This window comes from Streptomyces purpurogeneiscleroticus (genome assembly GCF_020024005.1).
Lineage (GTDB): Bacteria > Actinomycetota > Actinomycetes > Streptomycetales > Streptomycetaceae > Streptomyces > Streptomyces purpurogeneiscleroticus.
Genome location: NZ_NHSG01000350.1, coordinates 1 through 21123 on the forward strand (window position 1 = coordinate 1; position 21123 = coordinate 21123).

Annotated in this window: 35 protein-coding genes and 1 pseudogene; 34 read left to right on the forward strand and 2 right to left on the reverse strand. The window is 66.9% G+C overall.

Translation table 11 applies throughout. The features are described from left to right. A pseudogene (locus CCS38_RS23495) lies at positions 1-531 on the reverse strand (hypothetical protein); the annotation flags it as partial. 125 nt (positions 532-656) lie between these two features. Here CCS38_RS23495 and CCS38_RS23500 point away from each other — a divergent pair. From CCS38_RS23500 to truA, 34 genes are all read left to right on the forward strand, one after another. Further along, positions 657-1253 (forward strand): Uma2 family endonuclease, encoded by a 597-nt coding sequence (locus tag CCS38_RS23500; RefSeq protein WP_223735303.1) that lies wholly within the window; start codon positions 657-659, stop codon positions 1251-1253. Positions 1254-1357: 104 nt separating this feature from the next. Then, the gene (panD, locus tag CCS38_RS23505) at positions 1358-1783 is read left to right on the forward strand and encodes an aspartate 1-decarboxylase (RefSeq protein ID WP_223735304.1); all 426 of its coding nucleotides are present in this window, start codon (positions 1358-1360) and stop codon (positions 1781-1783) included. Positions 1784-2261: 478 nt separating this feature from the next. Beyond that, complete coding sequence (gene rpsJ / locus CCS38_RS23510) at positions 2262-2570, forward strand: 30S ribosomal protein S10 (RefSeq protein WP_014054162.1); 309 nt, start codon at positions 2262-2264, stop codon at positions 2568-2570. Positions 2571-2586: 16 nt separating this feature from the next. Further along, positions 2587-3231: a 50S ribosomal protein L3 gene (gene rplC / locus CCS38_RS23515; protein ID WP_223735305.1), complete on the forward strand. Its 645-nt coding sequence runs from the start codon at positions 2587-2589 to the stop codon at positions 3229-3231. 8 nt (positions 3232-3239) lie between these two features. Continuing rightward, positions 3240-3890, forward strand: a complete 651-nt coding sequence (gene rplD, locus CCS38_RS23520) for a 50S ribosomal protein L4 (protein WP_030262805.1) — start codon at positions 3240-3242, stop codon at positions 3888-3890. Next, positions 3890-4213: a 50S ribosomal protein L23 gene (rplW, locus tag CCS38_RS23525; protein WP_030262807.1), complete on the forward strand. Its 324-nt coding sequence runs from the start codon at positions 3890-3892 to the stop codon at positions 4211-4213. Before rplD ends, rplW begins: the two co-directional genes overlap by 1 nt. Positions 4214-4253: 40 nt before the next feature. Continuing rightward, a complete protein-coding gene (gene rplB / locus CCS38_RS23530) occupies positions 4254-5090 on the forward strand; it encodes a 50S ribosomal protein L2 (RefSeq protein ID WP_030262808.1) in 837 nt (278 codons plus the stop codon). Between the two features lie 12 nt (positions 5091-5102). Next, complete coding sequence (rpsS, locus tag CCS38_RS23535; protein WP_030262810.1) at positions 5103-5384, forward strand: 30S ribosomal protein S19; 282 nt, start codon at positions 5103-5105, stop codon at positions 5382-5384. Positions 5385-5428: 44 nt separating this feature from the next. Beyond that, the gene (rplV, locus tag CCS38_RS23540; RefSeq protein ID WP_037772835.1) at positions 5429-5776 is read left to right on the forward strand and encodes a 50S ribosomal protein L22; all 348 of its coding nucleotides are present in this window, start codon (positions 5429-5431) and stop codon (positions 5774-5776) included. Further along, positions 5776-6597 carry a 30S ribosomal protein S3 gene (gene rpsC / locus CCS38_RS23545; protein WP_223735306.1) on the forward strand — a complete coding sequence of 274 codons (822 nt, stop codon included), beginning with the start codon at positions 5776-5778 and terminating at the stop codon, positions 6595-6597. The genes rplV and rpsC overlap by 1 nt, the downstream gene beginning before the upstream one ends. Positions 6598-6602: 5 nt before the next feature. Beyond that, positions 6603-7022, forward strand: a complete 420-nt coding sequence (gene rplP, locus CCS38_RS23550) for a 50S ribosomal protein L16 (protein ID WP_004571829.1) — start codon at positions 6603-6605, stop codon at positions 7020-7022. Further along, on the forward strand, positions 7022-7246 hold the full coding sequence (gene rpmC / locus CCS38_RS23555; protein ID WP_004950453.1) for a 50S ribosomal protein L29: 225 nt from the start codon (positions 7022-7024) through the stop codon (positions 7244-7246). Before rplP ends, rpmC begins: the two co-directional genes overlap by 1 nt. Next, positions 7246-7527 carry a 30S ribosomal protein S17 gene (gene rpsQ, locus CCS38_RS23560; protein ID WP_030262818.1) on the forward strand — a complete coding sequence of 94 codons (282 nt, stop codon included), beginning with the start codon at positions 7246-7248 and terminating at the stop codon, positions 7525-7527. The genes rpmC and rpsQ overlap by 1 nt, the downstream gene beginning before the upstream one ends. A 127-nt stretch (positions 7528-7654) precedes the next feature. Further along, positions 7655-8023 (forward strand): 50S ribosomal protein L14, encoded by a 369-nt coding sequence (gene rplN, locus CCS38_RS23565; protein WP_003974257.1) that lies wholly within the window; start codon positions 7655-7657, stop codon positions 8021-8023. A gap of 3 nt (positions 8024-8026) precedes the next feature. Beyond that, a complete protein-coding gene (rplX, locus tag CCS38_RS23570) occupies positions 8027-8350 on the forward strand; it encodes a 50S ribosomal protein L24 (protein ID WP_019888758.1) in 324 nt (107 codons plus the stop codon). Continuing rightward, complete coding sequence (gene rplE, locus CCS38_RS23575; RefSeq protein ID WP_030262823.1) at positions 8350-8910, forward strand: 50S ribosomal protein L5; 561 nt, start codon at positions 8350-8352, stop codon at positions 8908-8910. Before rplX ends, rplE begins: the two co-directional genes overlap by 1 nt. Before the next feature lie 5 nt (positions 8911-8915). After that, positions 8916-9101 (forward strand): type Z 30S ribosomal protein S14, encoded by a 186-nt coding sequence (locus CCS38_RS23580; protein ID WP_003956452.1) that lies wholly within the window; start codon positions 8916-8918, stop codon positions 9099-9101. Between the two features lie 242 nt (positions 9102-9343). After that, entirely contained in the window at positions 9344-9742 is a 399-nt protein-coding gene (gene rpsH / locus CCS38_RS23585; RefSeq protein ID WP_030262826.1) for a 30S ribosomal protein S8, read from the forward strand. Between the two features lie 22 nt (positions 9743-9764). Further along, positions 9765-10304, forward strand: a complete 540-nt coding sequence (gene rplF, locus CCS38_RS23590; RefSeq protein ID WP_223735307.1) for a 50S ribosomal protein L6 — start codon at positions 9765-9767, stop codon at positions 10302-10304. A 3-nt stretch (positions 10305-10307) separates the two neighbouring features. Further along, positions 10308-10691 carry a 50S ribosomal protein L18 gene (rplR, locus tag CCS38_RS23595; protein ID WP_030262832.1) on the forward strand — a complete coding sequence of 128 codons (384 nt, stop codon included), beginning with the start codon at positions 10308-10310 and terminating at the stop codon, positions 10689-10691. 46 nt (positions 10692-10737) lie between these two features. After that, positions 10738-11343, forward strand: a complete 606-nt coding sequence (gene rpsE, locus CCS38_RS23600; protein ID WP_030262835.1) for a 30S ribosomal protein S5 — start codon at positions 10738-10740, stop codon at positions 11341-11343. Further along, a complete protein-coding gene (rpmD, locus tag CCS38_RS23605) occupies positions 11340-11522 on the forward strand; it encodes a 50S ribosomal protein L30 (protein WP_031050958.1) in 183 nt (60 codons plus the stop codon). The genes rpsE and rpmD overlap by 4 nt, the downstream gene beginning before the upstream one ends. A 1-nt stretch (position 11523) precedes the next feature. After that, positions 11524-11979: a 50S ribosomal protein L15 gene (rplO, locus tag CCS38_RS23610; protein WP_030262840.1), complete on the forward strand. Its 456-nt coding sequence runs from the start codon at positions 11524-11526 to the stop codon at positions 11977-11979. A gap of 283 nt (positions 11980-12262) precedes the next feature. Continuing rightward, a complete protein-coding gene (secY, locus tag CCS38_RS23615; protein WP_223735308.1) occupies positions 12263-13576 on the forward strand; it encodes a preprotein translocase subunit SecY in 1314 nt (437 codons plus the stop codon). Then, a complete protein-coding gene (locus CCS38_RS23620) occupies positions 13576-14232 on the forward strand; it encodes an adenylate kinase (protein WP_223735309.1) in 657 nt (218 codons plus the stop codon). The genes secY and CCS38_RS23620 overlap by 1 nt, the downstream gene beginning before the upstream one ends. A 158-nt stretch (positions 14233-14390) precedes the next feature. Further along, positions 14391-15227, forward strand: a complete 837-nt coding sequence (gene map, locus CCS38_RS23625; protein ID WP_223735310.1) for a type I methionyl aminopeptidase — start codon at positions 14391-14393, stop codon at positions 15225-15227. A 162-nt stretch (positions 15228-15389) separates the two neighbouring features. Then, positions 15390-15611: a translation initiation factor IF-1 gene (gene infA / locus CCS38_RS23630; RefSeq protein WP_030262853.1), complete on the forward strand. Its 222-nt coding sequence runs from the start codon at positions 15390-15392 to the stop codon at positions 15609-15611. A 57-nt stretch (positions 15612-15668) separates the two neighbouring features. Next, entirely contained in the window at positions 15669-15782 is a 114-nt protein-coding gene (gene rpmJ / locus CCS38_RS23635; protein WP_003956441.1) for a 50S ribosomal protein L36, read from the forward strand. A gap of 199 nt (positions 15783-15981) precedes the next feature. After that, positions 15982-16362 carry a 30S ribosomal protein S13 gene (rpsM, locus tag CCS38_RS23640; protein ID WP_030262856.1) on the forward strand — a complete coding sequence of 127 codons (381 nt, stop codon included), beginning with the start codon at positions 15982-15984 and terminating at the stop codon, positions 16360-16362. A 63-nt stretch (positions 16363-16425) separates the two neighbouring features. After that, entirely contained in the window at positions 16426-16830 is a 405-nt protein-coding gene (rpsK, locus tag CCS38_RS23645) for a 30S ribosomal protein S11 (protein ID WP_004571845.1), read from the forward strand. A 26-nt stretch (positions 16831-16856) separates the two neighbouring features. Beyond that, on the forward strand, positions 16857-17483 hold the full coding sequence (rpsD, locus tag CCS38_RS23650) for a 30S ribosomal protein S4 (RefSeq protein WP_030262860.1): 627 nt from the start codon (positions 16857-16859) through the stop codon (positions 17481-17483). 110 nt (positions 17484-17593) lie between these two features. Next, complete coding sequence (locus CCS38_RS23655; RefSeq protein ID WP_003956430.1) at positions 17594-18616, forward strand: DNA-directed RNA polymerase subunit alpha; 1023 nt, start codon at positions 17594-17596, stop codon at positions 18614-18616. Positions 18617-18777: 161 nt separating this feature from the next. Further along, positions 18778-19245 carry a 50S ribosomal protein L17 gene (gene rplQ / locus CCS38_RS23660; protein ID WP_030262863.1) on the forward strand — a complete coding sequence of 156 codons (468 nt, stop codon included), beginning with the start codon at positions 18778-18780 and terminating at the stop codon, positions 19243-19245. A 74-nt stretch (positions 19246-19319) separates the two neighbouring features. Continuing rightward, entirely contained in the window at positions 19320-20180 is an 861-nt protein-coding gene (gene truA / locus CCS38_RS23665; RefSeq protein WP_223735311.1) for a tRNA pseudouridine(38-40) synthase TruA, read from the forward strand. 72 nt (positions 20181-20252) lie between these two features. Here truA and CCS38_RS23670 read toward each other — a convergent pair whose 3' ends face one another. After that, positions 20253-21086, reverse strand: coding sequence for a hypothetical protein (locus tag CCS38_RS23670; protein ID WP_223735312.1), 834 nt, complete (start codon positions 21084-21086; stop codon positions 20253-20255). Positions 21087-21123: the final 37 nt, after the last annotated feature.

Sequence of the window (21123 nt, forward strand, 5' to 3'; positions counted from 1 at the left end):
GGGAGGGGCGGGGTGCGCGAGCGCCGCCTCGGTGGCGGTGGTGTCGGCGTACGACAGCAGGGCGGCGGTGAGCCCCACGAGCGCCGCGGCGGCCAGTGCCGCGATGCGGAGGGCGAGGCGGGGTACGAGGAGGGCCGCGGCGATGGCGTAGGGCGGGCCGGTGAGGAGCAGCAGCTGCCACGTCGTGGTGCCCGCCATGCCGTACGGCGTCATGAGCAGGTACAGGACCGCCGCCGCGCCGGCCGTACCGAGGAGGAGGACGGCCGCTGCCCAGAGAAGATGGCCGCGCGGGGAGCCGCTCGCCCAGGGGAGGAGCCGGCGGCCGCGGCGGCCCACGACGGCGAGGGCGGCCGTGCCCAGTAACGCCTCCACGGCCAGCGCGGCGACGCCCAGTACGCCGAGGCCGCTGTTCCAGGCGGCCACCAGCAGCGTGCCCCCGAGAAGCATCGCGACGCACGCGCCGACAACGGCCACGGCCAGGAGATGCCCCGCGATGAATGTCCCCCTGAATATCCCCTTTTCCCGCCCCATGGTGGGGATCATGTCAGAGAGGTGTGGGCGCGCGGCGTCAATGCCGTACAGGTGTTCCCACTCCTTCGAGCGGTGTTCGGTCGGGTCGGGGCACAACCTTCGGTACATGGGTCACGCTCTCGCCCATGGGAGAAAACGTGACCGCCCCACCGCAGCTCCCCTGGCCGGTGCCGCCGCCGGACGGCTACACCGTGGACGACCTGTTCACTCTGCCCGACCTCCCGCCGCACACCGAGTTGATCGACGGCAGTCTGGTCTTCGTGAGTCCGCAGCGGGCTTTTCATTCGATCACGGTGTGCCTGTTGGAAGCCGGGCTGCGGCGGGCCGCTCCGGAGCGCTTCCGGGTGCGGCGCCAAATGGTCGTCGTACTGAACACCCGGAACGCGCCGGAGCCCGATCTCCTTGTGCTGCGTGCCGAGGCCGTACGGAGCCTGCGGCAGACGCGCTACGAGCCGTCCGACGTCGTGCTCGCCGTGGAGGTGGTCTCGCCCGACTCGGAGTCCCGGGACCGCGAGACCAAGCCGGGCAAGTACGCCGCGGCCGGCATCCCGCATTTCTGGCTGGTCGAGATGGCGGGGGAGAAGGACCACCCGGCGGTGCACACGAATGAGCTGGACCCGGTCACGAAGGCGTACGCACTGACGGGGATCCACCATGAGCGGCTGAAGCTGACCGTTCCCTTCACGATCGACATCGACCTCACCGAGGTCGACCACCTTTAGCGAGACCCTCCTCACCTTTTGCCGCCCCGGTGGCGGCGCTTAGCATGACCGCGTCGGCGCGCACCTCGTCGGAGGACGCGACCTTTCTTCGTGGGAGTGACGCCATGCTGCGCACCATGTTCAAGTCGAAGATCCATCGGGCCACCGTGACCCAGGCCGATCTGCATTACGTGGGGTCCGTGACCGTTGACGCGGAGTTGATGGACGCCGCCGATCTGCTGCCGGGCGAGCTGGTGCATATCGTCGACATCACCAACGGGGCCCGGCTGGAGACGTATGTCATCGAGGGGGAGCGGGGGTCCGGAGTCATCGGGATCAACGGCGCGGCCGCGCATCTTGTGCACCCCGGTGACCTGGTGATTCTCATCAGTTACGCGCAGGTCGAGGACGCCGAGGCGCGGGCGATGAAGCCGAGTGTGGTGCATGTGGACGGCGCGAACCGGATCGTGGAGCTGGGGAGTGACGCCTCGGCTCCGGTGCCCGGGAGCGCGCAGGAGCGGAGTCCGCAGGCGGTCGTTCCGGCCGGCTGAGGACCGGCTGAGGACCGGCTGATCGACGGCCGGCGGCCAGTTGAAGATCGGCTGACGGCGGGCCCGGGGATTCGCACGGTGTGGCGTGGGGTACTCTCTCCCCTTCGGTTGGCCAGCCGTGTGCCCCATATGGCACACTAGCCAAGTTGCTCGGTTGAGTGCCGATGCTGCGCGCCTCCCGCCGGGAGGACTGGAAGCGAGTCCTAGGTATTCGTCGCCTCTCATCAGGGGCGGAAGTACGGGAATCTTCCGGGAAGCGTCAGCGGGGTGCCTCAGCCAGGCGCCCGGTGGGTGTCCATGACCCCACGTTCTCCTTCTCGAAGGATCTCCCCTGCGGAGATATGCGGGAAGGGATGCGACACGCCCGACCGCGTGGGTCGGCGAAGAGCGAGAGCGTGGCGGATGTGGGCCGTGTCTCGGAAAGGCACAAGCGCACCGGGTCCCAGAGCGTTACGAGACAAAGGACTACACAGTAGCCATGGCGGGACAGAAGATCCGCATCCGGCTCAAGGCCTACGACCACGAGGTCATCGACAGCTCGGCGAAGAAGATCGTCGAGACGGTGACTCGCACTGGTGCGTCGGTCGCGGGCCCGGTGCCGCTGCCCACTGAAAAGAACGTGTACTGCGTCATCAAGTCGCCGCACAAGTACAAGGACGCGCGCGAGCACTTCGAGATGCGGACGCACAAGCGCCTGATCGACATTCTCGACCCGACGCCGAAGACCGTTGACTCCCTGATGCGACTCGACCTTCCGGCCGGTGTCGACATCGAGATCAAGCTCTGAGGCGGGTGATCTGAGAATGGCTAAGCAGATCAAGGGCCTCCTGGGCGAGAAGCTCGGCATGACCCAGGTGTGGGACGAGAACAACCGCGTTGTTCCGGTCACCGTGGTCAAGGCCGGCCCCTGTGTCGTTACCCAGGTGCGCACCGCAGACCAGGACGGATACGACTCCGTCCAGATCGCCTTCGGCGAGATCGACCCGCGCAAGGTGAACAAGCCCCTCAAGGGCCACTTCGCCAAGGCCGATGTCACCCCCCGCCGTCACCTCGTCGAGGTCCGTACCGCCGATGCCGGCGAGTACACCCTCGGCCAGGAGATCAATGCCGAGGTCTTCGACTCCGGCATCAAGGTGGACGTGACCGGCAAGACCAAGGGCAAGGGCACCGCCGGTGTCATGAAGCGTCACGGCTTCCACGGCGGCAAGGCTTCGCACGGTGCGCACCGCGTACACCGCAAGCCGGGCTCCATCGGTGGCTGCGCCACCCCGGGCCGTGTCTTCAAGGGCATGCGCATGTCCGGCCGTATGGGCAACGAGCGGGTCACCACCCAGAACCTGACCGTCCACGCCGTTGACGCGGAGAAGGGACTGCTGCTCATCAAGGGCGCCGTCCCCGGTCCGAACGGCGGCCTCGTCCTGGTCCGTACCGCGGCCAAGGGGGCCTGAGGTAACCGATGAGCACCATTGACATCCTTTCGCCGGCAGGCGACAAGGCCGGGACCGTCGAGCTCCCCGCGGAGATCTTCGACGCGAAGGTCAGCGTTCCGCTGATCCACCAGGTCGTCGTCGCACAGCTGGCCGCTGCCCGTCAGGGCACGCACAAGACCAAGACCCGTGGCGAGGTCCGCGGCGGTGGCAAGAAGCCGTACCGCCAGAAGGGCACCGGCCGCGCGCGTCAGGGTTCGACCCGTGCGCCGCAGTTCGCCGGCGGTGGCATCGTCCACGGCCCCGTGCCGCGTGACTACTCGCAGCGGACCCCGAAGAAGATGAAGGCCGCCGCCCTGCGCGGTGCCCTCACCGACCGGGCCCGCAACTCGCGCATCCACGTCGTTTCCGGCGTGGTCGAGGGTGCGACCTCCACGAAGGCCGCCAAGGCTCTTCTCGGCAAGATCAGCGAGCGCAAGAACGTGCTCCTGGTCGCCGAGCGCAGCGACGAGGCCGCGTGGCTGTCCGCCCGCAACCTGCCCCAGGTTCACATCCTGGAGCCGGGCCAGCTGAACACGTACGACGTGCTCGTCTCGGACGACGTGGTCTTCACCCAGACCGCTTTCGAGTCCTTCGTGTCTGGCCCCAAGGCCGTTGAGACCGAAGGGAGCGACGCCTGATGAGTGAGGCCGTCGTCACCAGCAAGACCTTCACGGACCACCGTGACGTGCTGAAGAAGCCCGTCGTGTCCGAGAAGAGCTACGCGCTGCTGGACGAGAACAAGTACACGTTCATCGTCGACCCGCGTGCCAACAAGACCCAGATCAAGCAGGCCGTCGAGGCGGTCTTCTCGGTCAAGGTCACCGGGGTGAACACGATCAACCGGCAGGGCAAGCGCAAGCGCACCCGCACCGGTTTCGGCAAGCGCGCTGACACCAAGCGCGCCATCGTGACCCTCGCCGAGGGCGACCGCATCGACATCTTCGGCGGTCCGACCGCCTAACGGCGGTCTGGATCGTCCGGAATCGGACGAGGACTGAGAAATGGGTATCCGCAAGTACAAGCCGACGACCCCGGGCCGTCGTGGCTCCAGCGTCGCCGACTTTGTCGAGATCACGCGGTCCACGCCGGAGAAGTCGCTGGTTCGCCCGCTGCACAGCAAGGGCGGCCGTAACAACGCCGGTCGTGTGACCGTTCGCCACCAGGGTGGTGGCCACAAGCGCGCCTACCGCGTGATCGACTTCCGTCGTCACGACAAGGACGGCGTGCCGGCCAAGGTCGCGCACATCGAGTACGACCCGAACCGCACCGCGCGCATCGCGCTCCTGCACTACGCGGACGGCGAGAAGCGCTACATCATCGCCCCCCGCGGCCTGTCGCAGGGTGACCGGATTGAGAACGGCCCCGGCGCCGACATCAAGCCCGGCAACAACCTGGCGCTGCGCAACATCCCGGTCGGTACGACCATCCACGCCATCGAGCTGCGGCCCGGCGGCGGCGCGAAGTTCGCCCGTTCCGCGGGTGCCTCCGTGCAGCTGCTGGCGAAGGAGGGCACCATGGCCCACCTTCGTATGCCGTCGGGTGAGATCCGCCTGGTCGACGTCCGCTGCCGCGCCACTGTCGGCGAGGTCGGCAACGCCGAGCAGTCGAACATCAACTGGGGCAAGGCCGGCCGCATGCGCTGGAAGGGCGTCCGCCCGACCGTGCGTGGTGTCGTGATGAACCCCGTCGACCACCCGCACGGTGGTGGTGAGGGCAAGACCTCCGGTGGTCGCCACCCGGTCTCGCCGTGGGGTCAGAAGGAGGGTCGTACGCGTTCGCCTAAGAAGGCTTCGAACAAGTACATCGTCCGCCGCCGCAAGACGAACAAGAAGCGCTAGGAGCGGGTTTAGATGCCGCGCAGTCTCAAGAAGGGGCCCTTCGTCGACGACCACCTGATCAAGAAGGTGGATGTCCAGAACGAAGCCGGCACCAAGAACGTCATCAAGACCTGGTCCCGTCGCTCCATGATCGTGCCGGCCATGCTTGGCCACACGCTGGCGGTGCACAACGGCAAGACCCACGTCCCGGTGTTCGTCACCGAGTCGATGGTCGGCCACAAGCTCGGCGAGTTTGCGCCGACCCGCACCTTCCGCGGCCACGAGAAGGACGACCGCAAGTCGCGTCGTCGCTGATCGGCGGAAGAGCGAAGACTATGACTGACACCGAAGGGACAACCATGGAAGCCAGGGCCCAGGCGCGCTACGTGCGTGTCACGCCCATGAAGGCCCGCCGCGTGGTGGACCTTGTCCGTGGCATGGACGCCACGGAGGCTCAGGCGGTCCTGCGTTTCGCCCCGCAGGCCGCGAGCGTGCCGGTGGGCAAGGTGCTGGACAGCGCCATTGCCAACGCCGCGCACAACTACGACCACACGGACGCCTCTCAGCTGTTCATCAGCGAGGCGTACGTCGACGAAGGCCCGACCCTGAAGCGGTTCCGTCCGCGTGCTCAGGGCCGTGCCTACCGGATCCGCAAGCGGACCAGCCACATCACTGTGGTCGTCAGCAGCAAGGAAGGAACCCGGTAATGGGCCAGAAGGTAAACCCGCACGGGTTCCGGCTCGGCATCACCACCGACTTCAAGTCGCGCTGGTACGCCGACAAGCTGTACAAGGACTACGTCAAGGAAGACGTCGCCATTCGTCGCATGATGACGAAGGGCATGGAGCGCGCCGGTATCTCGAAGGTGGAGATCGAGCGCACCCGTGAGCGCGTCCGCGTTGACATCCACACCGCCCGTCCGGGCATCGTCATCGGCCGCCGTGGCGCCGAGGCCGACCGCATCCGCGGTGAGCTGGAGAAGCTCACCGGCAAGCAGGTCCAGCTGAACATTCTCGAGGTCAAGAACCCCGAGACTGACGCTCAGCTGGTCGCGCAGGCCGTCGCGGAGCAGCTGTCCTCGCGCGTCTCCTTCCGTCGCGCCATGCGTAAGAGCATGCAGTCGACGATGAAGGCCGGCGCCAAGGGCATCAAGATCCAGTGCGGCGGTCGTCTCGGCGGCGCCGAGATGTCCCGCTCGGAGTTCTACCGCGAGGGCCGCGTGCCCCTGCACACGCTCCGTGCGAACGTCGACTACGGCTTCTTCGAGGCCAAGACGACCTTCGGCCGCATCGGCGTGAAGGTCTGGATCTACAAGGGCGACGTCAAGAACATCGCCGAGGTTCGCGCCGAGAACGCCGCTGCCCGTGCGGGTAACCGCCCGGCCCGCGGTGGCAACGACCGCCCGCGCCGTGGTGGCGAGCGTGGCGGCCGCGGCCGCAAGCCGCAGCAGCAGAGCGCCGCTGCCGAGGCCCCCAAGGCCGAGGCCGCTGCCGCTGCTCCGGCTGAGAGCACCGGACAGGAGGCCTGACCGACATGCTGATCCCTCGCAGGGTCAAGCACCGCAAGCAGCACCACCCGAAGCGCAACGGCATGGCCAAGGGTGGCACCGAGCTGGCCTTCGGTGAGTACGGCATCCAGGCCGTCACCCCGGCTTACGTGACGAACCGGCAGATCGAGTCCGCTCGTATCGCCATGACTCGTCACATCAAGCGTGGCGGCAAGGTGTGGATCAACATCTACCCCGACCGTCCGCTGACGAAGAAGCCTGCCGAGACCCGCATGGGTTCCGGTAAGGGTTCTCCGGAGTGGTGGGTCGCGAACGTCAAGCCCGGCCGGGTGATGTTCGAGCTGTCCTTCCCGAACGAAAAGGTTGCCAAGGAGGCGCTGACCCGCGCCGCCCACAAGCTTCCGATGAAGTGCCGCATCGTGCGGCGCGAGGCAGGTGAGTCGTGATGGCGGCCGGTACCAAGGCGACCGAGCTGCGCGAGCTGAACAACGAGGACCTCGTTGCCAAGCTTCGTGAGGCCAAGGAGGAGCTGTTCAACCTCCGCTTCCAGGCGGCGACCGGACAGCTCGAAAACCACGGCCGGCTGAAGGCCGTCCGCAAGGACATCGCCCGGATCTACACCCTGATGCGTGAGCGCGAGCTCGGCATCGAGACGGTGGAGAGCGCCTGATGAGCGAGACGAATGTGACTGAGAAGAACGAGCGCGGCTTCCGCAAGACCCGCGAGGGCCTGGTCGTCAGCGACAAGATGGACAAGACCGTCGTCGTCGCCGTCGAGGACCGCGTCAAGCACGCGCTGTACGGCAAGGTCATCCGTCGTACGAACAAGCTCAAGGCGCACGACGAGCAGAACGCCGCGGGCGTGGGCGACCGTGTCCTCCTCATGGAGACCCGGCCGACCTCCGCGACGAAGCGCTGGCGCGTCGTCGAGATCCTCGAGAAGGCCAAGTAATTCCCTACCGGGAATTGCGGCAAGCACATCCCCCCGAGGGGGATTCCCTCGGAAAAGTTCCGCCAGGCTCGGCAGGGGTTTCACGTGAAACCCCTGCCGGGAACCGGCAGACGATCAGGAGATAGACGTGATCCAGCAGGAGTCTCGGCTTCGCGTCGCCGATAACACGGGTGCGAAGGAAATTCTCACCATCCGTGTTCTCGGTGGCTCGGGCCGACGCTACGCGGGCATCGGTGACGTCATCGTCGCCACCGTGAAGGATGCGATCCCCGGTGGCAACGTGAAGAAGGGTGACGTCGTCAAGGCGGTCATCGTGCGCACCGTGAAGGAGCGCCGCCGTCCCGACGGTTCGTACATCCGCTTCGACGAGAACGCGGCCGTCATCCTCAAGAACGATGGCGACCCCCGCGGCACCCGTATCTTCGGCCCCGTGGGCCGTGAGCTGCGCGAGAAGAAGTTCATGAAGATCATCTCGCTCGCGCCGGAGGTGCTGTAACCGATGAAGATCAAGAAGGGCGACCTGGTCCAGGTCATCACCGGTAAGGACAAGGGCAAGCAGGGCAAGGTCATCGCGGCCTTCCCCCGCGAGGACCGTGTCCTGGTCGAGGGTGTCAACCGGGTCAAGAAGCACACCAAGGCCGGCCAGACCGCTCGTGGTTCGCAGACCGGCGGCATCGTGACGACCGAGGCCCCGATCCACGTGAGCAACGTTCAGCTCGTGGTGGAGAAGGACGGCAACAAGGTCGTCACCCGCGTCGGGTACCGCTTCGACGACGAGGGCAACAAGATCCGCGTTGCCAAGCGGACCGGTGAGGACATCTGATGACTGCCACCACCAACGCACCGCGCCTCAAGCAGCGCTACCGCGAAGAGATCGCCGGGAAGCTGAAGGACGAGTTCTCGTACGAGAACGTCATGCAGATCCCCGGCCTGACCAAGATCGTGGTCAACATGGGTGTGGGCGACGCCGCCCGCGACTCCAAGCTGATCGAGGGCGCCATCCGCGACCTCACCACGATCACCGGCCAGAAGCCGGCCGTGACCAAGGCCCGTAAGTCCATCGCGCAGTTCAAGCTGCGTGAGGGCCAGCCGATCGGTGCCCACGTCACCCTCCGCGGTGACCGCATGTGGGAGTTCCTGGACCGCCTGCTGTCGCTCGCGCTGCCGCGCATCCGCGACTTCCGTGGTCTGTCGCCGAAGCAGTTCGACGGCCGGGGCAACTACACCTTCGGTCTCACGGAGCAGGTCATGTTCCACGAGATCGACCAGGACAAGATCGACCGTACCCGGGGTATGGACATCACCGTGGTCACCACGGCGACCAACGACGACGAGGGCCGCGCCCTCCTCCGTCACCTCGGCTTCCCGTTCAAGGAGGCGTGAGCGAGATGGCGAAGAAGGCTCTCATCGCGAAGGCTGCTCGCAAGCCCAAGTTCGGCGTGCGCGCGTACACCCGCTGCCAGCGCTGCGGTCGTCCGCACTCCGTCTACCGCAAGTTCGGCCTCTGCCGCGTGTGCCTTCGTGAGATGGCTCACCGTGGCGAGCTGCCGGGCGTGACCAAGAGCTCCTGGTAACCACCTACTTGGTGGTTACCGGAGGCTCTCGGTAAGCATTCGGATGGCGTGGTGCCCCGCCCTTCATCACCTAGAGTGGAAGGGTTGGGCGCCCCGCCGCCCGAGACCGACCGCGGGCCACCGTGCCCGCTCAAAGTCGCTTACTACGCCGTAGGTCCCCGTGCCGCACCCGTCCCGCCCATGAGTGGGGAGAGGGATGGCGCATATAGGAAACCCCGGCGAGAGAGGCCGAAGGCCAATTCATGACCATGACTGACCCCATCGCAGACATGCTGACTCGTCTGCGTAACGCGAACTCGGCATACCACGACACCGTGTCGATGCCGCACAGCAAGATCAAGTCGCACATCGCGGAAATCCTCCAGCAGGAGGGTTACATCACCGGCTGGAAGGTCGAGGACGCCGAGGTCGGCAAGAACCTCGTCCTCGAGCTGAAGTTCGGCCCGAACCGCGAGCGCTCGATCGCCGGCATCAAGCGGATTTCGAAGCCGGGCCTGCGGGTCTACGCAAAGTCCACCAACCTGCCGAAGGTCCTCGGCGGCCTGGGCGTGGCGATCATCTCCACGTCCCACGGTCTCCTGACCGGTCAGCAGGCCAGCAAGAAGGGTGTAGGCGGAGAAGTTCTCGCCTACGTCTGGTAACCAGGGAACGGAGGAATAGCTAATGTCGCGTATTGGCAAGCTGCCCATCCAGGTTCCCGCTGGTGTGGACGTCACCATCGATGGCCGGACGGTCTCCGTGAAGGGCCCCAAGGGTTCCCTTCAGCACACGGTCGCCGCGCCCATCGAGGTCGCCAAGGGTGAGGACGGCAACATCGCCGTCACCCGCCCGAACGACGAGCGTCAGAACAAGGCCCTGCACGGCCTGTCCCGCACGCTGGTGGCGAACATGATCACCGGCGTGACCCAGGGCTACAGCAAGGCGCTCGAGATCAGCGGTGTGGGTTACCGCGTCCAGGCGAAGGGCTCCAACCTGGAGTTCTCGCTGGGCTACAGCCACCCGATCCTGATCGAGGCCCCCGAGGGCATCTCGTTCAAGGTCGAGTCCCCGACCAAGCTCAGCGTCGAGGGCATCGACAAGCAGAAGGTCGGCGAGGTCGCCGCGAACATCCGCAAGCTGCGTAAGCCCGACCCGTACAAGGCCAAGGGCGTCAAGTACGCCGGCGAGGTCATCCGCCGCAAGGTCGGAAAGGCTGGTAAGTAAGCCATGGCATACGGTGTGAAGATCGCTAAGGGCGACGCCTACAAGCGCGCCGCTGCGAAGCGTCGCCACATCCGCATCCGTAAGCGGATTTCGGGTACCCCGGAGCGTCCTCGTCTGGTCGTGACGCGGTCCAACCGTGGCATCACCGCCCAGGTCATCGACGACATCAAGGGCCACACTCTGGCCTCTGCGTCGACGCTGGACGCGTCGATCCGCGGTGGCGAGGGCGACAAGAGCGCGCAGGCGAAGCAGGTCGGCGCGCTGGTCGCCGAGCGTGCCAAGGCTGCCGGTGTCGAGGCCGTCGTGTTCGACCGTGGTGGCAAGCAGTACGCCGGGCGGATTGCCGCTCTGGCCGACGCCGCCCGCGAAGCCGGGCTGAAGTTCTGAGCCCCGGTTCCGTAGCTAGCGGACGTAACAGAGAGAGGTAATTCCAATGGCTGGACCCCAGCGCCGCGGTGGCGGCGCCGGTGGCGGCGAGCGGCGGGACCGTAAGGACCGGCGGGACGGCGGCGCAGCTGCCGAAAAGACCGCCTACGTCGAGCGTGTTGTCGCCATCAACCGTGTCGCCAAGGTTGTGAAGGGTGGTCGTCGCTTCAGCTTCACCGCGCTGGTCGTGGTGGGCGACGGTGACGGCACCGTGGGTGTCGGTTACGGCAAGGCCAAGGAGGTGCCGGCCGCCATCGCCAAGGGTGTTGAGGAGGCCAAGAAGCACTTCTTCAAGGTCCCCCGTATCGCCGGCACCATCCCGCACCCCATCCAGGGCGAGAAGGCCGCGGGCGTCGTCCTGCTCAAGCCTGCTTCCCCCGGTACCGGTGTGATCGCCGGTGGCCCGGTGCGCGCCGTGCTCGAGTGCGCCGGCATTCACGACGTGCTGAGCAAGTCGCTCGGTTCGTCGAACCCGATCAACATCGTGCACGCCACGGTGACCGCGCTTCAGGGCCTTCAGCGCCCCGAGGAGATCGCGGCCCGTCGTGGCCTGCCGCTGGAGGACGTTGCTCCCGCCGCTCTGCTGCGGGCGCGTGCCGGGGTGAATGCGTGATGCGCATCAAGATCACCCAGACGAAGTCCTACATCGGTAGCAAGCAGAACCACCGTGACACGCTGCGTTCGCTCGGCCTCAAGCGCCTGAACGACAGCGTCGTCCGGGAGGCCCGTCCCGAGGTCGTCGGCATGGTGCACACCGTGCGTCACCTGGTGACGGTCGAGGAGGTCGACTGACATGGCGGAGAACAACCCGCTGAAGGTCCACAACCTCCGTCCTGCCCCGGGCGCCAAGACCGCCAAGACCCGTGTGGGTCGTGGTGAGGCGTCCAAGGGTAAGACCGCTGGTCGTGGTACCAAGGGCACGAAGGCCCGTTACCAGGTTCCGGAGCGCTTCGAGGGCGGGCAGATGCCCCTCCACATGCGTCTCCCGAAGCTGAAGGGCTTCAAGAACCCCGCCCACAAGCAGTTCCAGGTGGTGAACCTGGAGAAGCTGGCCGCGCTGTACCCCGAGGGTGGCGAGGTCACGGTGGCCGACCTGGTCGCCAAGGGCGCGGTGCGCAACAACGAGCTCGTCAAGGTCCTGGGCCAGGGCGAGATCTCCGTGGCGCTGACGGTGACGGTTGACGCCGTTTCCGGCTCCGCCAAGGAGAAGATCGCCGCCGCCGGCGGCAGCGTCACCGAGCTGCTCTGACACCTCTCTGACGCCGCTCCGACGCGAGTGAATCAACTGACCGGGGATGCCCACGAATTGGGGCATCCCCGGTTGGTCGTTCCAAGGGGGGCATGGTCGCCGGTAAGGTGGCGTGCACTATTGCTGTACTTTCGCCGGGGGCTGCCGCATCAGGTGACTGATGTGGCGGACCGCGGAGAATACGCCGCGCGGCCGGGGGCCGCGCGGTTTTCGGCCGCTCAGTATTCGTAGATCCTCAAGACCGTCACCTCTCGCCCACGAGGCGGGGGGCGCAGGAGGCACCGTGCTCACCGCGTTCGCCCGAGCGTTCAAGACGCCCGACCTGCGCAAGAAGCTGCTGTTCACGCTGGGCATCGTGCTGGTCTATCGGCTCGGGGCGCACGTACCGGTTCCTGGAGTGAACTACTCCAACGTCGAAACCTGCATGAAGCAGGCCGGCTCCGGTAGTGGTCTTTTCGGCCTGGTGAACATGTTCAGCGGCGGTGCGCTGCTCAAGATCACACTCTTCGCGCTCGGGATCATGCCGTACATCACGGCGAGCATCATCCTTCAGCTGCTCACCGTGGTGATCCCACGGCTGGAAGCCCTGAAGAAGGAGGGGCAGTCCGGGCAGGCGAAGATCACGCAGTACACCCGGTACCTCACCGTGGCGCTCGCGATCCTGCAGGGCACCGGCCTGGTGGCCACGGCCCGCAGTGGTTCGCTGTTCAGCACCTGCACCCTGCGCAACGAAATCATTCCTGACCCCGCCATCTTCACGACCATCACGATGGTCATCTGCATGACCGCCGGCACCGGCGTGGTCATGTGGCTGGGTGAGCTCATCACGGACCGCGGCATCGGCAACGGCATGTCGATCCTGATGTTCATCTCGATCGCCTCCGGCTTCCCGGCCGCGCTGTGGCAGATCAAGGTGTCCGGCAAGCTCGCCGACGGCTGGATCGAATTCGGCTCCGTGATCGCCATCGGACTCGTGATGATCGCGTTGGTGGTCTTCGTCGAACAGGCTCAGCGCCGTATCCCCGTGCAGTACGCCAAGCGGATGATCGGGCGTCGTTCGTACGGCGGAACGTCCACCTATATCCCGCTCAAGGTGAATCAGGCAGGTGTGATTCCTGTCATTTTCGCGTCGTCGCTGCTCTACATCCCTGCGCTCATCGCGCAGTTCAGCGGCTCGAAGGCAGGCTGGGCCACGTGGCTTCAGACACACTTCCAGAGCGGAGATGGGCCGGTTTACATCGTTACGTACTTCCTGCTGATCGTCTTCTTCGCGTTCTTCTACGTCGCCATCTCCTTCAACCCCGAAGAAGTTGCCGACAACATGAAGAAGTATGGTGGCTTCATCCCGGGTATCCGGGCTGGTCGCCCGACGGCCGAGTACCTCAGCTACGTGCTCAACCGGATCACGTGGCCGGGCTCGCTGTATCTGGGTCTCATCGCGCTGGTGCCCACCGTGGCTCTGGTGCTCTTCAACGCGGACCAGAACTTCCCGTTCGGCGGGACGAGCATCCTGATCATCGTGGGTGTGGGTCTGGAGACCGTGAAGCAGATCGAGAGCCAGCTTCAGCAGCGTAACTACGAAGGGTTCCTCCGCTGATGCGAATCGTCCTCGTCGGTCCTCCTGGGGCAGGCAAGGGTACGCAGGCTGCGTACCTCGCCGAGAACCTCGCGATCCCGCACATCTCCACGGGCGACCTGTTCCGAGCCAACATCAGCCAGGGCACGCCCCTCGGGCTTGAGGCCAAGTCGTACATGGACGCGGGGAACCTGGTGCCCGACGAGGTCACCATCGGGATGGCGCGCGACCGGATGAACCAGCCCGACGCCGCGAACGGCTTCCTGCTGGACGGCTTCCCGCGGAACGTCTCGCAGGCGGAGGCGCTGGACGAGGCCCTCAAGGACGACAGCGTGAAGCTGGACGCGGTCCTGGACCTGGAGGTCCCCGAGGACGAGGTGGTCAAGCGCATCGCCGGCCGCCGCATCTGCCGCAAGGACTCGGGCCACGTCTTCCACGTGGCCTACAACCCGCCGAAGCAGGAGGGCGTCTGCGACGTCTGCGGCGGCGAGCTGTACCAGCGCGACGACGACCGTGAGGACACCGTCCGCAACCGGCTCGAGGTCTATCACACGCAGACCGAGCCGATCATCGACTACTACCGCGCGCAGGGCCTCGTGACCACCATCTCGGCGATGGGCAAGGTCCAGGACGTCACCGCGCGCGCGATGGCGGCGTTGGACCGCGAGGCGGCGTAACAGCGCACACACGCTCCGATACGGCCGTGGCCCCCGACTGGGGGCCACGGCCGCGTTGCGTCCGGGTACCGTGGTAACGGCAACCATTGATTGAGTAACCACGACGGAGACCAGCCGACTCCGCGAGAGCGGCGGCGGTTCAGCCGCAAAGGAAGAGCATGCTGGAGATCAAGACCCCCGAGCAGATCGCGAAGATGCGCGAGGCGGGGCTGGTCGTCGCCGCGATCCACGCCGCAACGCGCGAGGCGGCGGTGCCCGGTGCCACCACCAAGGACCTGGACGACGCCGCGCGCAAGGTGCTGGCCGAGCACGGCGCCAAGTCGAACTTCCTCGGGTACGGCGGCTTCCCCGCGACGATCTGCACCTCCGTGAACGACGTGGTCGTGCACGGCATCCCCTCCGCGGACACCGTCCTGCAGGACGGTGACATCATCTCCATCGACTGCGGCGCGATCGTCGACGGCTGGCACGGTGACGCGGCGTACACGGCCTTCGTGGGCTCCGGTCACTCCTCGGAGCTGGTCGAGCTGAGCCGGGTGACCGAGGAGTCGATGTGGGCCGGCATCGCCGCGGTCCGCAAGGGCAACCGCCTGGTGGACATCTCCAAGGCGATCGAGGGCTACATCCGCCGGCAGCCGCGCCCGTCCACCGGCAAGTACGGCATCGTCGAGGACTACGGCGGCCACGGCATCGGATCGCAGATGCACATGGACCCGCACCTGCTGAACTACGTCGACCGCAAGCGCGGCCGCGGCCCGAAGCTGGTCCCCGGCTTCTGCATCGCCATCGAGCCGATGGTCAACCTCGGCACCGCCAAGACCCACGTCCTCGAGGACGACTGGACCGTGAAGTCCAACGACGGCGGCTGGTCCTCGCACTGGGAGCACTCGGTCGCGCTGACCGAGCAGGGGCCCCTGGTGCTGACGGCGCCCGATGGTGGCAAGGCGAAGCTCGCCGAATACGGCATTGAGACTGCTCCCGATCCCCTGGCGTAACGATCTACGTGGCTGGGCAATAATCGTGGATTCGTCTTTTCGTGTGCACTGACGTAGACTGACGCGTCGGATCTCGTGCATCCGTATGCCTGCGTCCCCGGACGCGGGGATCGGGTGAATTGTACGAGAGCTGATCAAGGTAGCCGATTCGAAGGGCGAAGCGTGGCCAAGAAGCAAGGTGCCATCGAGATCGAGGGCACCGTGATCGAGTCCCTCCCGAACGCGATGTTCAAGGTGGAGCTTCAGAACGGTCACCAGGTCCTCGCGCACATCAGCGGCAAGATGCGGATGCACTACATCCGTATCCTCCCGGATGACCGGGTCGTGGTGGAGCTCTCTCCGTACGACCTGACGCGTGGACGGATCGTCTACCGCTACAAGTAGATCTTGCCGCTGCCCCTCCCGTGGGGCGTACGGCACTGACCCGGAGAACCTCACCCCATGAAGGTCAAGCCGAGCGTCAAGAAGATCTGCGACAAGTGCAAGGTGATCCGCCGCCACGGCCGGGTCATGGTCATCTGCGACAACCTGCGCCACAAGCAGCGCCAGGGCTGACGCACGACCTGCACTTCCGCAGTTCTTCGCGCGACGCAAGCACATACGTACATACGCAGAGCCCGTCGGGCCGTAATGGCTGACGACACCTCCGGCGGGGGCCGGGGACCCAGGTCGTACCACTGCTTTTCACACAAGAGCGGTCGGCGGCTGGGAGCGGCTCTGTGGCAGACCCCCGAATCAACACAGGAGCCATTCGATGGCACGCGTTTCAGGTGTTGACATCCCGCGCGAAAAGCGCGTGGAGGTCGCCCTCACCTACGTCTTCGGCATCGGCCGCACGCTGGCGAAGCAGACCCTCGCCGCTGCCGGTGTCGACCCGAACACCCGCGTTCGTGACCTTCCCGAAGAGGACCTGGTCAAGATCCGCGAGTACGTGGACGCCAATCTCCAGACCGAGGGTGACCTCCGTCGCGAGATCCAGGCCGACATCCGCCGCAAGGTCGAGATCGGCTGCTACCAGGGCCTGCGCCACCGTCGTGGCCTGCCCGTCCACGGCCAGCGCACCAGCACGAACGCTCGTACCCGCAAGGGCCCGCGTCGCGCGATCGCCGGCAAGAAGAAGCCGGGCAAGAAGTAGTCCTCAGCGGACGCTTATCAGCGGTCTTCGCTGTAGGACCGACCACCTCCACGGGAGTAATGAATGCCTCCGAAGGGCCGTACGGCCGGCGCCAAGAAGGTGCGCCGCAAGGAGAAGAAGAACGTCGCCCACGGGCACGCTCACATCAAGAGCACGTTCAACAACACGATCGTTTCGATCACCGACCCCACCGGCAACGTGATTTCCTGGGCTTCGGCCGGTCACGTGGGCTTCAAGGGTTCGCGGAAGTCGACTCCGTTCGCCGCGCAGATGGCCGCCGAGTCGGCCGCGCGTCGCGCGCAGGAGCACGGCATGCGCAAGGTCGACGTCTTCGTCAAGGGTCCCGGCTCCGGCCGTGAGACCGCGATCCGCTCCCTCCAGGCCACCGGCCTCGAGGTCGGCTCGATCCAGGACGTCACCCCGACCCCGCACAACGGCTGCCGCCCGCCCAAGCGCCGCCGCGTCTGACCAGCTGAAGTAGGAGACACAAGAATATGGCGCGTTACACCGGGGCCGACTGCAAGCGTTGCCGTCGGGAGAAGCAGAAGCTCTTCCTCAAGGGGAGCAAGTGCGAGAGCGCGAAGTGCCCGATCGAGATCCGTCCTTACCCCCCGGGTGAGCACGGTCGCGGGCGCACCAAGGACAGCGAGTACCTGCTGCAGCTTCGTGAGAAGCAGAAGTGCAGCCGTATCTACGGTGTCCTGGAGAAGCAGTTCCTCGGGTACTACAAGGAGGCGAACCAGAAGACCGGCAAGACCGGTGAGAACCTTCTGCGCATCCTTGAGTCCCGTCTGGACAACGTGGTCTACCGTGCGGGCTTCGCGAAGTCCCGCGACCACGCTCGTCAGCTGGTCCGTCACGGACACATCAACGTGAACGGCCGCAAGACCGACATCCCGTCGGCTCGCGTGTCCGTGAACGACATCATCGAGGTCCGCGAGAAGTCTCGGAACATGACCCCCTTCCAGGTGGCTCAGGCCGAGGCCGGCGAGAAGACCGTTCCCGCGTGGCTCGAGGCCATCCCCTCGAAGCTGCGGGTCCTCGTGCACTCGCTGCCCGAGCGCCAGGTGATCGACACCCAGGTGCAGGAGCAGCTGATCGTCGAGCTCTACTCCAAGTAAGCAGGGCTCTGCGGTCGCGGGCGGTACGGCACTTTTGGGCCGTACCGCCCGTACCCTTGTAGTACAGCGGGCGTCAAATAGCGGGCGTCCACGACTGAAGGATCAAAAACATGCTGATCGCTCAGCGTCCCTCGTTGACCGAAGAGGTCGTCGACGAGTACCGCTCCCGGTTCGTGATCGAGCCGCTGGAGCCGGGCTTCGGTTACACCCTCGGCAACTCTCTGCGTCGTACGCTCCTCTCCTCGATCCCGGGTGCGGCGGTCACGTCCATCCGCATCGACGGTGTCCTGCACGAGTTCACCACCGTGCCGGGCGTCAAGGAGGACGTCACCGACCTCATCCTGAACATCAAGCAGCTGGTCGTCTCCTCGGAGCACGACGAGCCGGTCGTGATGTACCTGCGCAAGCAGGGCCCCGGCCTGGTCACCGCCGCGGACATCGCGCCGCCGGCCGGTGTCGAGGTGCACAACCCCGACCTGGTCCTCGCCACGCTGAACGGCAAGGGCAAGCTGGAGATGGAGCTGACCGTCGAGCGCGGTCGCGGCTACGTCTCCGCGGTGCAGAACAAGCAGGTGGGCCAGGAGATCGGCCGTATCCCGGTCGACTCCATCTACAGCCCCGTGCTCAAGGTCACCTACAAGGTCGAGGCGACCCGAGTCGAGCAGCGCACCGACTTCGACAAGCTGATCGTCGACGTCGAGACCAAGCAGGCCATGCGTCCCCGTGACGCCATGGCGTCGGCCGGTAAGACCCTGGTCGAGCTGTTCGGTCTGGCCCGCGAGCTCAACATCGACGCCGAGGGCATCGACATGGGCCCGTCCCCCACGGACGCCGCCCTGGCCGCCGACCTGGCGCTGCCGATCGAGGAGCTGGAGCTCACCGTTCGGTCGTACAACTGCCTCAAGCGCGAGGGCATCCACTCCGTGGGTGAGCTCGTCGCCCGCTCCGAGGCGGACCTGCTCGACATCCGCAACTTCGGTGCGAAGTCGATCGACGAGGTCAAGGCGAAGCTGGCCGGCATGGGCCTGGCCCTGAAGGACTCGCCTCCCGGCTTCGACCCGACGGCTGCGGCTGACGCGTTTGGGGCCGACGACGACGCCGACGCGGGTTTCGTCGAGACCGAGCAGTACTGAGCTCGGGCCTGACGGCCTGATTTTTGCTGCGGACCGGCTCTGGCTGGTCGCGCAGTTCCCCGCGCCCCTGACCGGGCGCGGGGTCTCCGACGGGCGACCGCCCGCTCGGATACTGACCCCGGTACCTGATACGGCTGGGGCAGACACAGAGGAGAAACACCATGCCGCGTCCCGCCAAGGGTGCCCGTCTGGGCGGCAGCGCCGCGCACGAGCGTCTTCTGCTCGCGAACCTCGCGAAGTCGCTGTTCGAGCACGGCCGCATCACCACGACCGAGGCCAAGGCCCGCCGCCTGCGCCCCGTCGCGGAGAAGCTGATCACCAAGGCGAAGAAGGGCGACATCCACAACCGTCGCCTGGTGCTGGCCACGATCACGGACAAGAGCATCGTGCACACGCTGTTCACCGAGATCGCCCCGCGCTACGCCGAGCGTCCGGGTGGCTACACCCGGATCACCAAGATCGGCAACCGTCGTGGCGACAACGCCCCGATGGCTGTGATCGAGCTGGTCGAGGGTGAGATCGCCAAGAAGGCGACCGTCGCCGAGGCCGAGGCCGCCGCCAAGCGCGCGGTCAAGGAGGCCGACGAGGCCGCCGCCGAGGCGCCGGCTGAGGAGTCCAAGGACGCCTGAGCCTGCTGAGGCCGGTCGAGCGGGCCCGTTCCCCTTCGGGGGAGCGGGCCCGTTCCGCTTGAGAGGATGGTCGCGTGAGTGAGGACAACGACGGGCCGGCGCCCGGACACGTGCGGGTGCGGCTGGACCTTTCCTACGACGGGAAGGACTTCTCGGGGTGGGCCAAGCAGCGGGAGCGGCGGACGGTCCAGCAGGAGATCGAGGACGCGCTGCGGACCGTGACGCGGGCGCAGGAGACGTACGAGCTGACCGTGGCGGGGCGGACGGACGCGGGCGTGCACGCGCGCGGCCAGGTGGCCCATGTCGACCTGCCGCAGGAGCTGTGGGCCGAGCACGGTGACAAGCTGCGGCGGCGGCTCGCCGGGCGGCTGCCGAAGGACGTACGGATCTGGCGGGTGGCCGAGGCCCCGGCCGGGTTCAACGCCCGGTTCTCGGCGATCTGGCGCCGGTACGCGTACCGGGTCACCGATCACCCCGGCGGCGTCGACCCGCTGCTGCGCGGGCACGTGCTGTGGCACGACTGGGACCTGGACGTGGCGGCGATGAACGAGGCGTCGCAGCCGCTGCTGGGGGAGCACGACTTCGCGGCGTACTGCAAGCGGCGCGAGGGCGCGACGACCATTCGTACGCTCCAGGAGCTGAGCTGGGAGCGGGACGCGGACGGGATCATCACGGCGACCGTAAAGGCGGACGCGTTCTGCCACAACATGGTGCGGTCGCTGGTGGGCGCGCTGCTGTTCGTCGGGGACGGGCACCGGCCCGTGGAGTGGCCGGGCAAGGTGCTCGCGGCGGGCGTGCGGGACTCGGCGGTGCATGTCGTACGGCCGCACGGGCTGACGCTGGAGGAGGTCGGCTACCCGGCCGACGAGCTGCTCGCGGCCCGCAACAAGGAGGCGCGCAACAAGCGGACGTTGCCGGGCGCGGGCTGCTGCTGAGGGCGCGTGCGGGGCGGCGGTGCGCGCCCCCGCCCCGCCCGCGCCGACTCAGTTCTTCAGCTGCTTCTGCTGCTACTTCGCCGCCGCGTCGGCCTGATCGCGGCCGTGCTGCATGATCCGGTTCCAGGCGTACGCGGCGCCGTCCCGGCTCGCCTGCAGCGCCTTGGTCTCGCTGCCGGTGACGGCCTGGCCGTTGAGGTAGCCGGCGATCGTGAAGTACGCGTACCGGCCGGCCGCGTTCGCCGACGTCCGGCAGGCGGTGGCCTGGCAGAACGGGGCGACCTTGCCGCCGGCCAGCGCGGCGAGGTTGGGCTTGTACTCGTCCTTGACGGCGGCGGCCGCCGCCTTGCTGTCGAAGCGGGCTATGCCGACCGTGACGGCCACGCCGTCCCGGGAGAAGGTGGCGCGCAGCAGCTTCTCGCAGCCGTGCTTGGTCAGGACCGGGCCGAGGCCGCCCTGCGCGACGCTCGCGCAGCTGCCGGTGGCGCTGGTGGTGGCCTTCGGGTAGGTGCGCCCGCCGGCCGCCAGCTGCTTCTCGGGGAAGAGCGAGGCGGTGGTGAGCGGCGCGGTGTCCTTCTTGGGGTCGGTGATGTAGTCCACCGGGTCCGGCGGCGGGGGGACGTTGACATCGGAGAAGGTCGGCTTGGGCTCGGCCGGCCCGTCGGGGAGCTTCTCGGGGGAGGGCAGCGCCGAGGGTTTGTTGCTGCCGCCATTGCTGGTGATCACGGCGGTGGCGACGATGCCGGCCACCGCGAGGGTGGCCAGAACGCCGCCGCCGATCATCAGCAGCCGCTTGCGTCTTCCCTTTGCCTCGCTCTGCTCCGCCAGCGCGGCCCAGTCCGGTGTGGACGAAGCGGACGGACCCGAACCCCCGGGGCCGTACGGCCCTCCTTGCCCAAAGCTCATGGCGCGAATCCTAGTGCTCACACGTGACAGGGCGGAG

Excerpts from the sequence above, each read along its gene's own strand:
- CCS38_RS23500 (WP_223735303.1), top strand. The coding sequence starts at position 657 with ATGGGAGAAAACGTGACCGCCCCACCGCAGCTCCCCTGGCCGGTGCCG.
- panD (WP_223735304.1), top strand. The coding sequence starts at position 1,358 with ATGCTGCGCACCATGTTCAAGTCGAAGATCCATCGGGCCACCGTGACC.
- rpsJ (WP_014054162.1), top strand. The coding sequence starts at position 2,262 with ATGGCGGGACAGAAGATCCGCATCCGGCTCAAGGCCTACGACCACGAG.
- rplC (WP_223735305.1), top strand. The coding sequence starts at position 2,587 with ATGGCTAAGCAGATCAAGGGCCTCCTGGGCGAGAAGCTCGGCATGACC.
- rplD (WP_030262805.1), top strand. The coding sequence starts at position 3,240 with ATGAGCACCATTGACATCCTTTCGCCGGCAGGCGACAAGGCCGGGACC.
- rplW (WP_030262807.1), top strand. The coding sequence starts at position 3,890 with ATGAGTGAGGCCGTCGTCACCAGCAAGACCTTCACGGACCACCGTGAC.
- rplB (WP_030262808.1), top strand. The coding sequence starts at position 4,254 with ATGGGTATCCGCAAGTACAAGCCGACGACCCCGGGCCGTCGTGGCTCC.
- rpsS (WP_030262810.1), top strand. The coding sequence starts at position 5,103 with ATGCCGCGCAGTCTCAAGAAGGGGCCCTTCGTCGACGACCACCTGATC.
- rplV (WP_037772835.1), top strand. The coding sequence starts at position 5,429 with ATGGAAGCCAGGGCCCAGGCGCGCTACGTGCGTGTCACGCCCATGAAG.
- rpsC (WP_223735306.1), top strand. The coding sequence starts at position 5,776 with ATGGGCCAGAAGGTAAACCCGCACGGGTTCCGGCTCGGCATCACCACC.
- rplP (WP_004571829.1), top strand. The coding sequence starts at position 6,603 with ATGCTGATCCCTCGCAGGGTCAAGCACCGCAAGCAGCACCACCCGAAG.
- rpmC (WP_004950453.1), top strand. The coding sequence starts at position 7,022 with ATGGCGGCCGGTACCAAGGCGACCGAGCTGCGCGAGCTGAACAACGAG.
- rpsQ (WP_030262818.1), top strand. The coding sequence starts at position 7,246 with ATGAGCGAGACGAATGTGACTGAGAAGAACGAGCGCGGCTTCCGCAAG.
- rplX (WP_019888758.1), top strand. The coding sequence starts at position 8,027 with ATGAAGATCAAGAAGGGCGACCTGGTCCAGGTCATCACCGGTAAGGAC.
- rplE (WP_030262823.1), top strand. The coding sequence starts at position 8,350 with ATGACTGCCACCACCAACGCACCGCGCCTCAAGCAGCGCTACCGCGAA.
- CCS38_RS23580 (WP_003956452.1), top strand. The coding sequence starts at position 8,916 with ATGGCGAAGAAGGCTCTCATCGCGAAGGCTGCTCGCAAGCCCAAGTTC.
- rpsH (WP_030262826.1), top strand. The coding sequence starts at position 9,344 with ATGACCATGACTGACCCCATCGCAGACATGCTGACTCGTCTGCGTAAC.
- rplF (WP_223735307.1), top strand. The coding sequence starts at position 9,765 with ATGTCGCGTATTGGCAAGCTGCCCATCCAGGTTCCCGCTGGTGTGGAC.
- rplR (WP_030262832.1), top strand. The coding sequence starts at position 10,308 with ATGGCATACGGTGTGAAGATCGCTAAGGGCGACGCCTACAAGCGCGCC.
- rpsE (WP_030262835.1), top strand. The coding sequence starts at position 10,738 with ATGGCTGGACCCCAGCGCCGCGGTGGCGGCGCCGGTGGCGGCGAGCGG.
- rplO (WP_030262840.1), top strand. The coding sequence starts at position 11,524 with ATGGCGGAGAACAACCCGCTGAAGGTCCACAACCTCCGTCCTGCCCCG.
- CCS38_RS23620 (WP_223735309.1), top strand. The coding sequence starts at position 13,576 with ATGCGAATCGTCCTCGTCGGTCCTCCTGGGGCAGGCAAGGGTACGCAG.
- map (WP_223735310.1), top strand. The coding sequence starts at position 14,391 with ATGCTGGAGATCAAGACCCCCGAGCAGATCGCGAAGATGCGCGAGGCG.
- rpmJ (WP_003956441.1), top strand. The coding sequence starts at position 15,669 with ATGAAGGTCAAGCCGAGCGTCAAGAAGATCTGCGACAAGTGCAAGGTG.
- rpsM (WP_030262856.1), top strand. The coding sequence starts at position 15,982 with ATGGCACGCGTTTCAGGTGTTGACATCCCGCGCGAAAAGCGCGTGGAG.
- rpsK (WP_004571845.1), top strand. The coding sequence starts at position 16,426 with ATGCCTCCGAAGGGCCGTACGGCCGGCGCCAAGAAGGTGCGCCGCAAG.
- rpsD (WP_030262860.1), top strand. The coding sequence starts at position 16,857 with ATGGCGCGTTACACCGGGGCCGACTGCAAGCGTTGCCGTCGGGAGAAG.
- CCS38_RS23655 (WP_003956430.1), top strand. The coding sequence starts at position 17,594 with ATGCTGATCGCTCAGCGTCCCTCGTTGACCGAAGAGGTCGTCGACGAG.
- rplQ (WP_030262863.1), top strand. The coding sequence starts at position 18,778 with ATGCCGCGTCCCGCCAAGGGTGCCCGTCTGGGCGGCAGCGCCGCGCAC.
- CCS38_RS23670 (WP_223735312.1), bottom strand. The coding sequence starts at position 21,086 with ATGAGCTTTGGGCAAGGAGGGCCGTACGGCCCCGGGGGTTCGGGTCCG.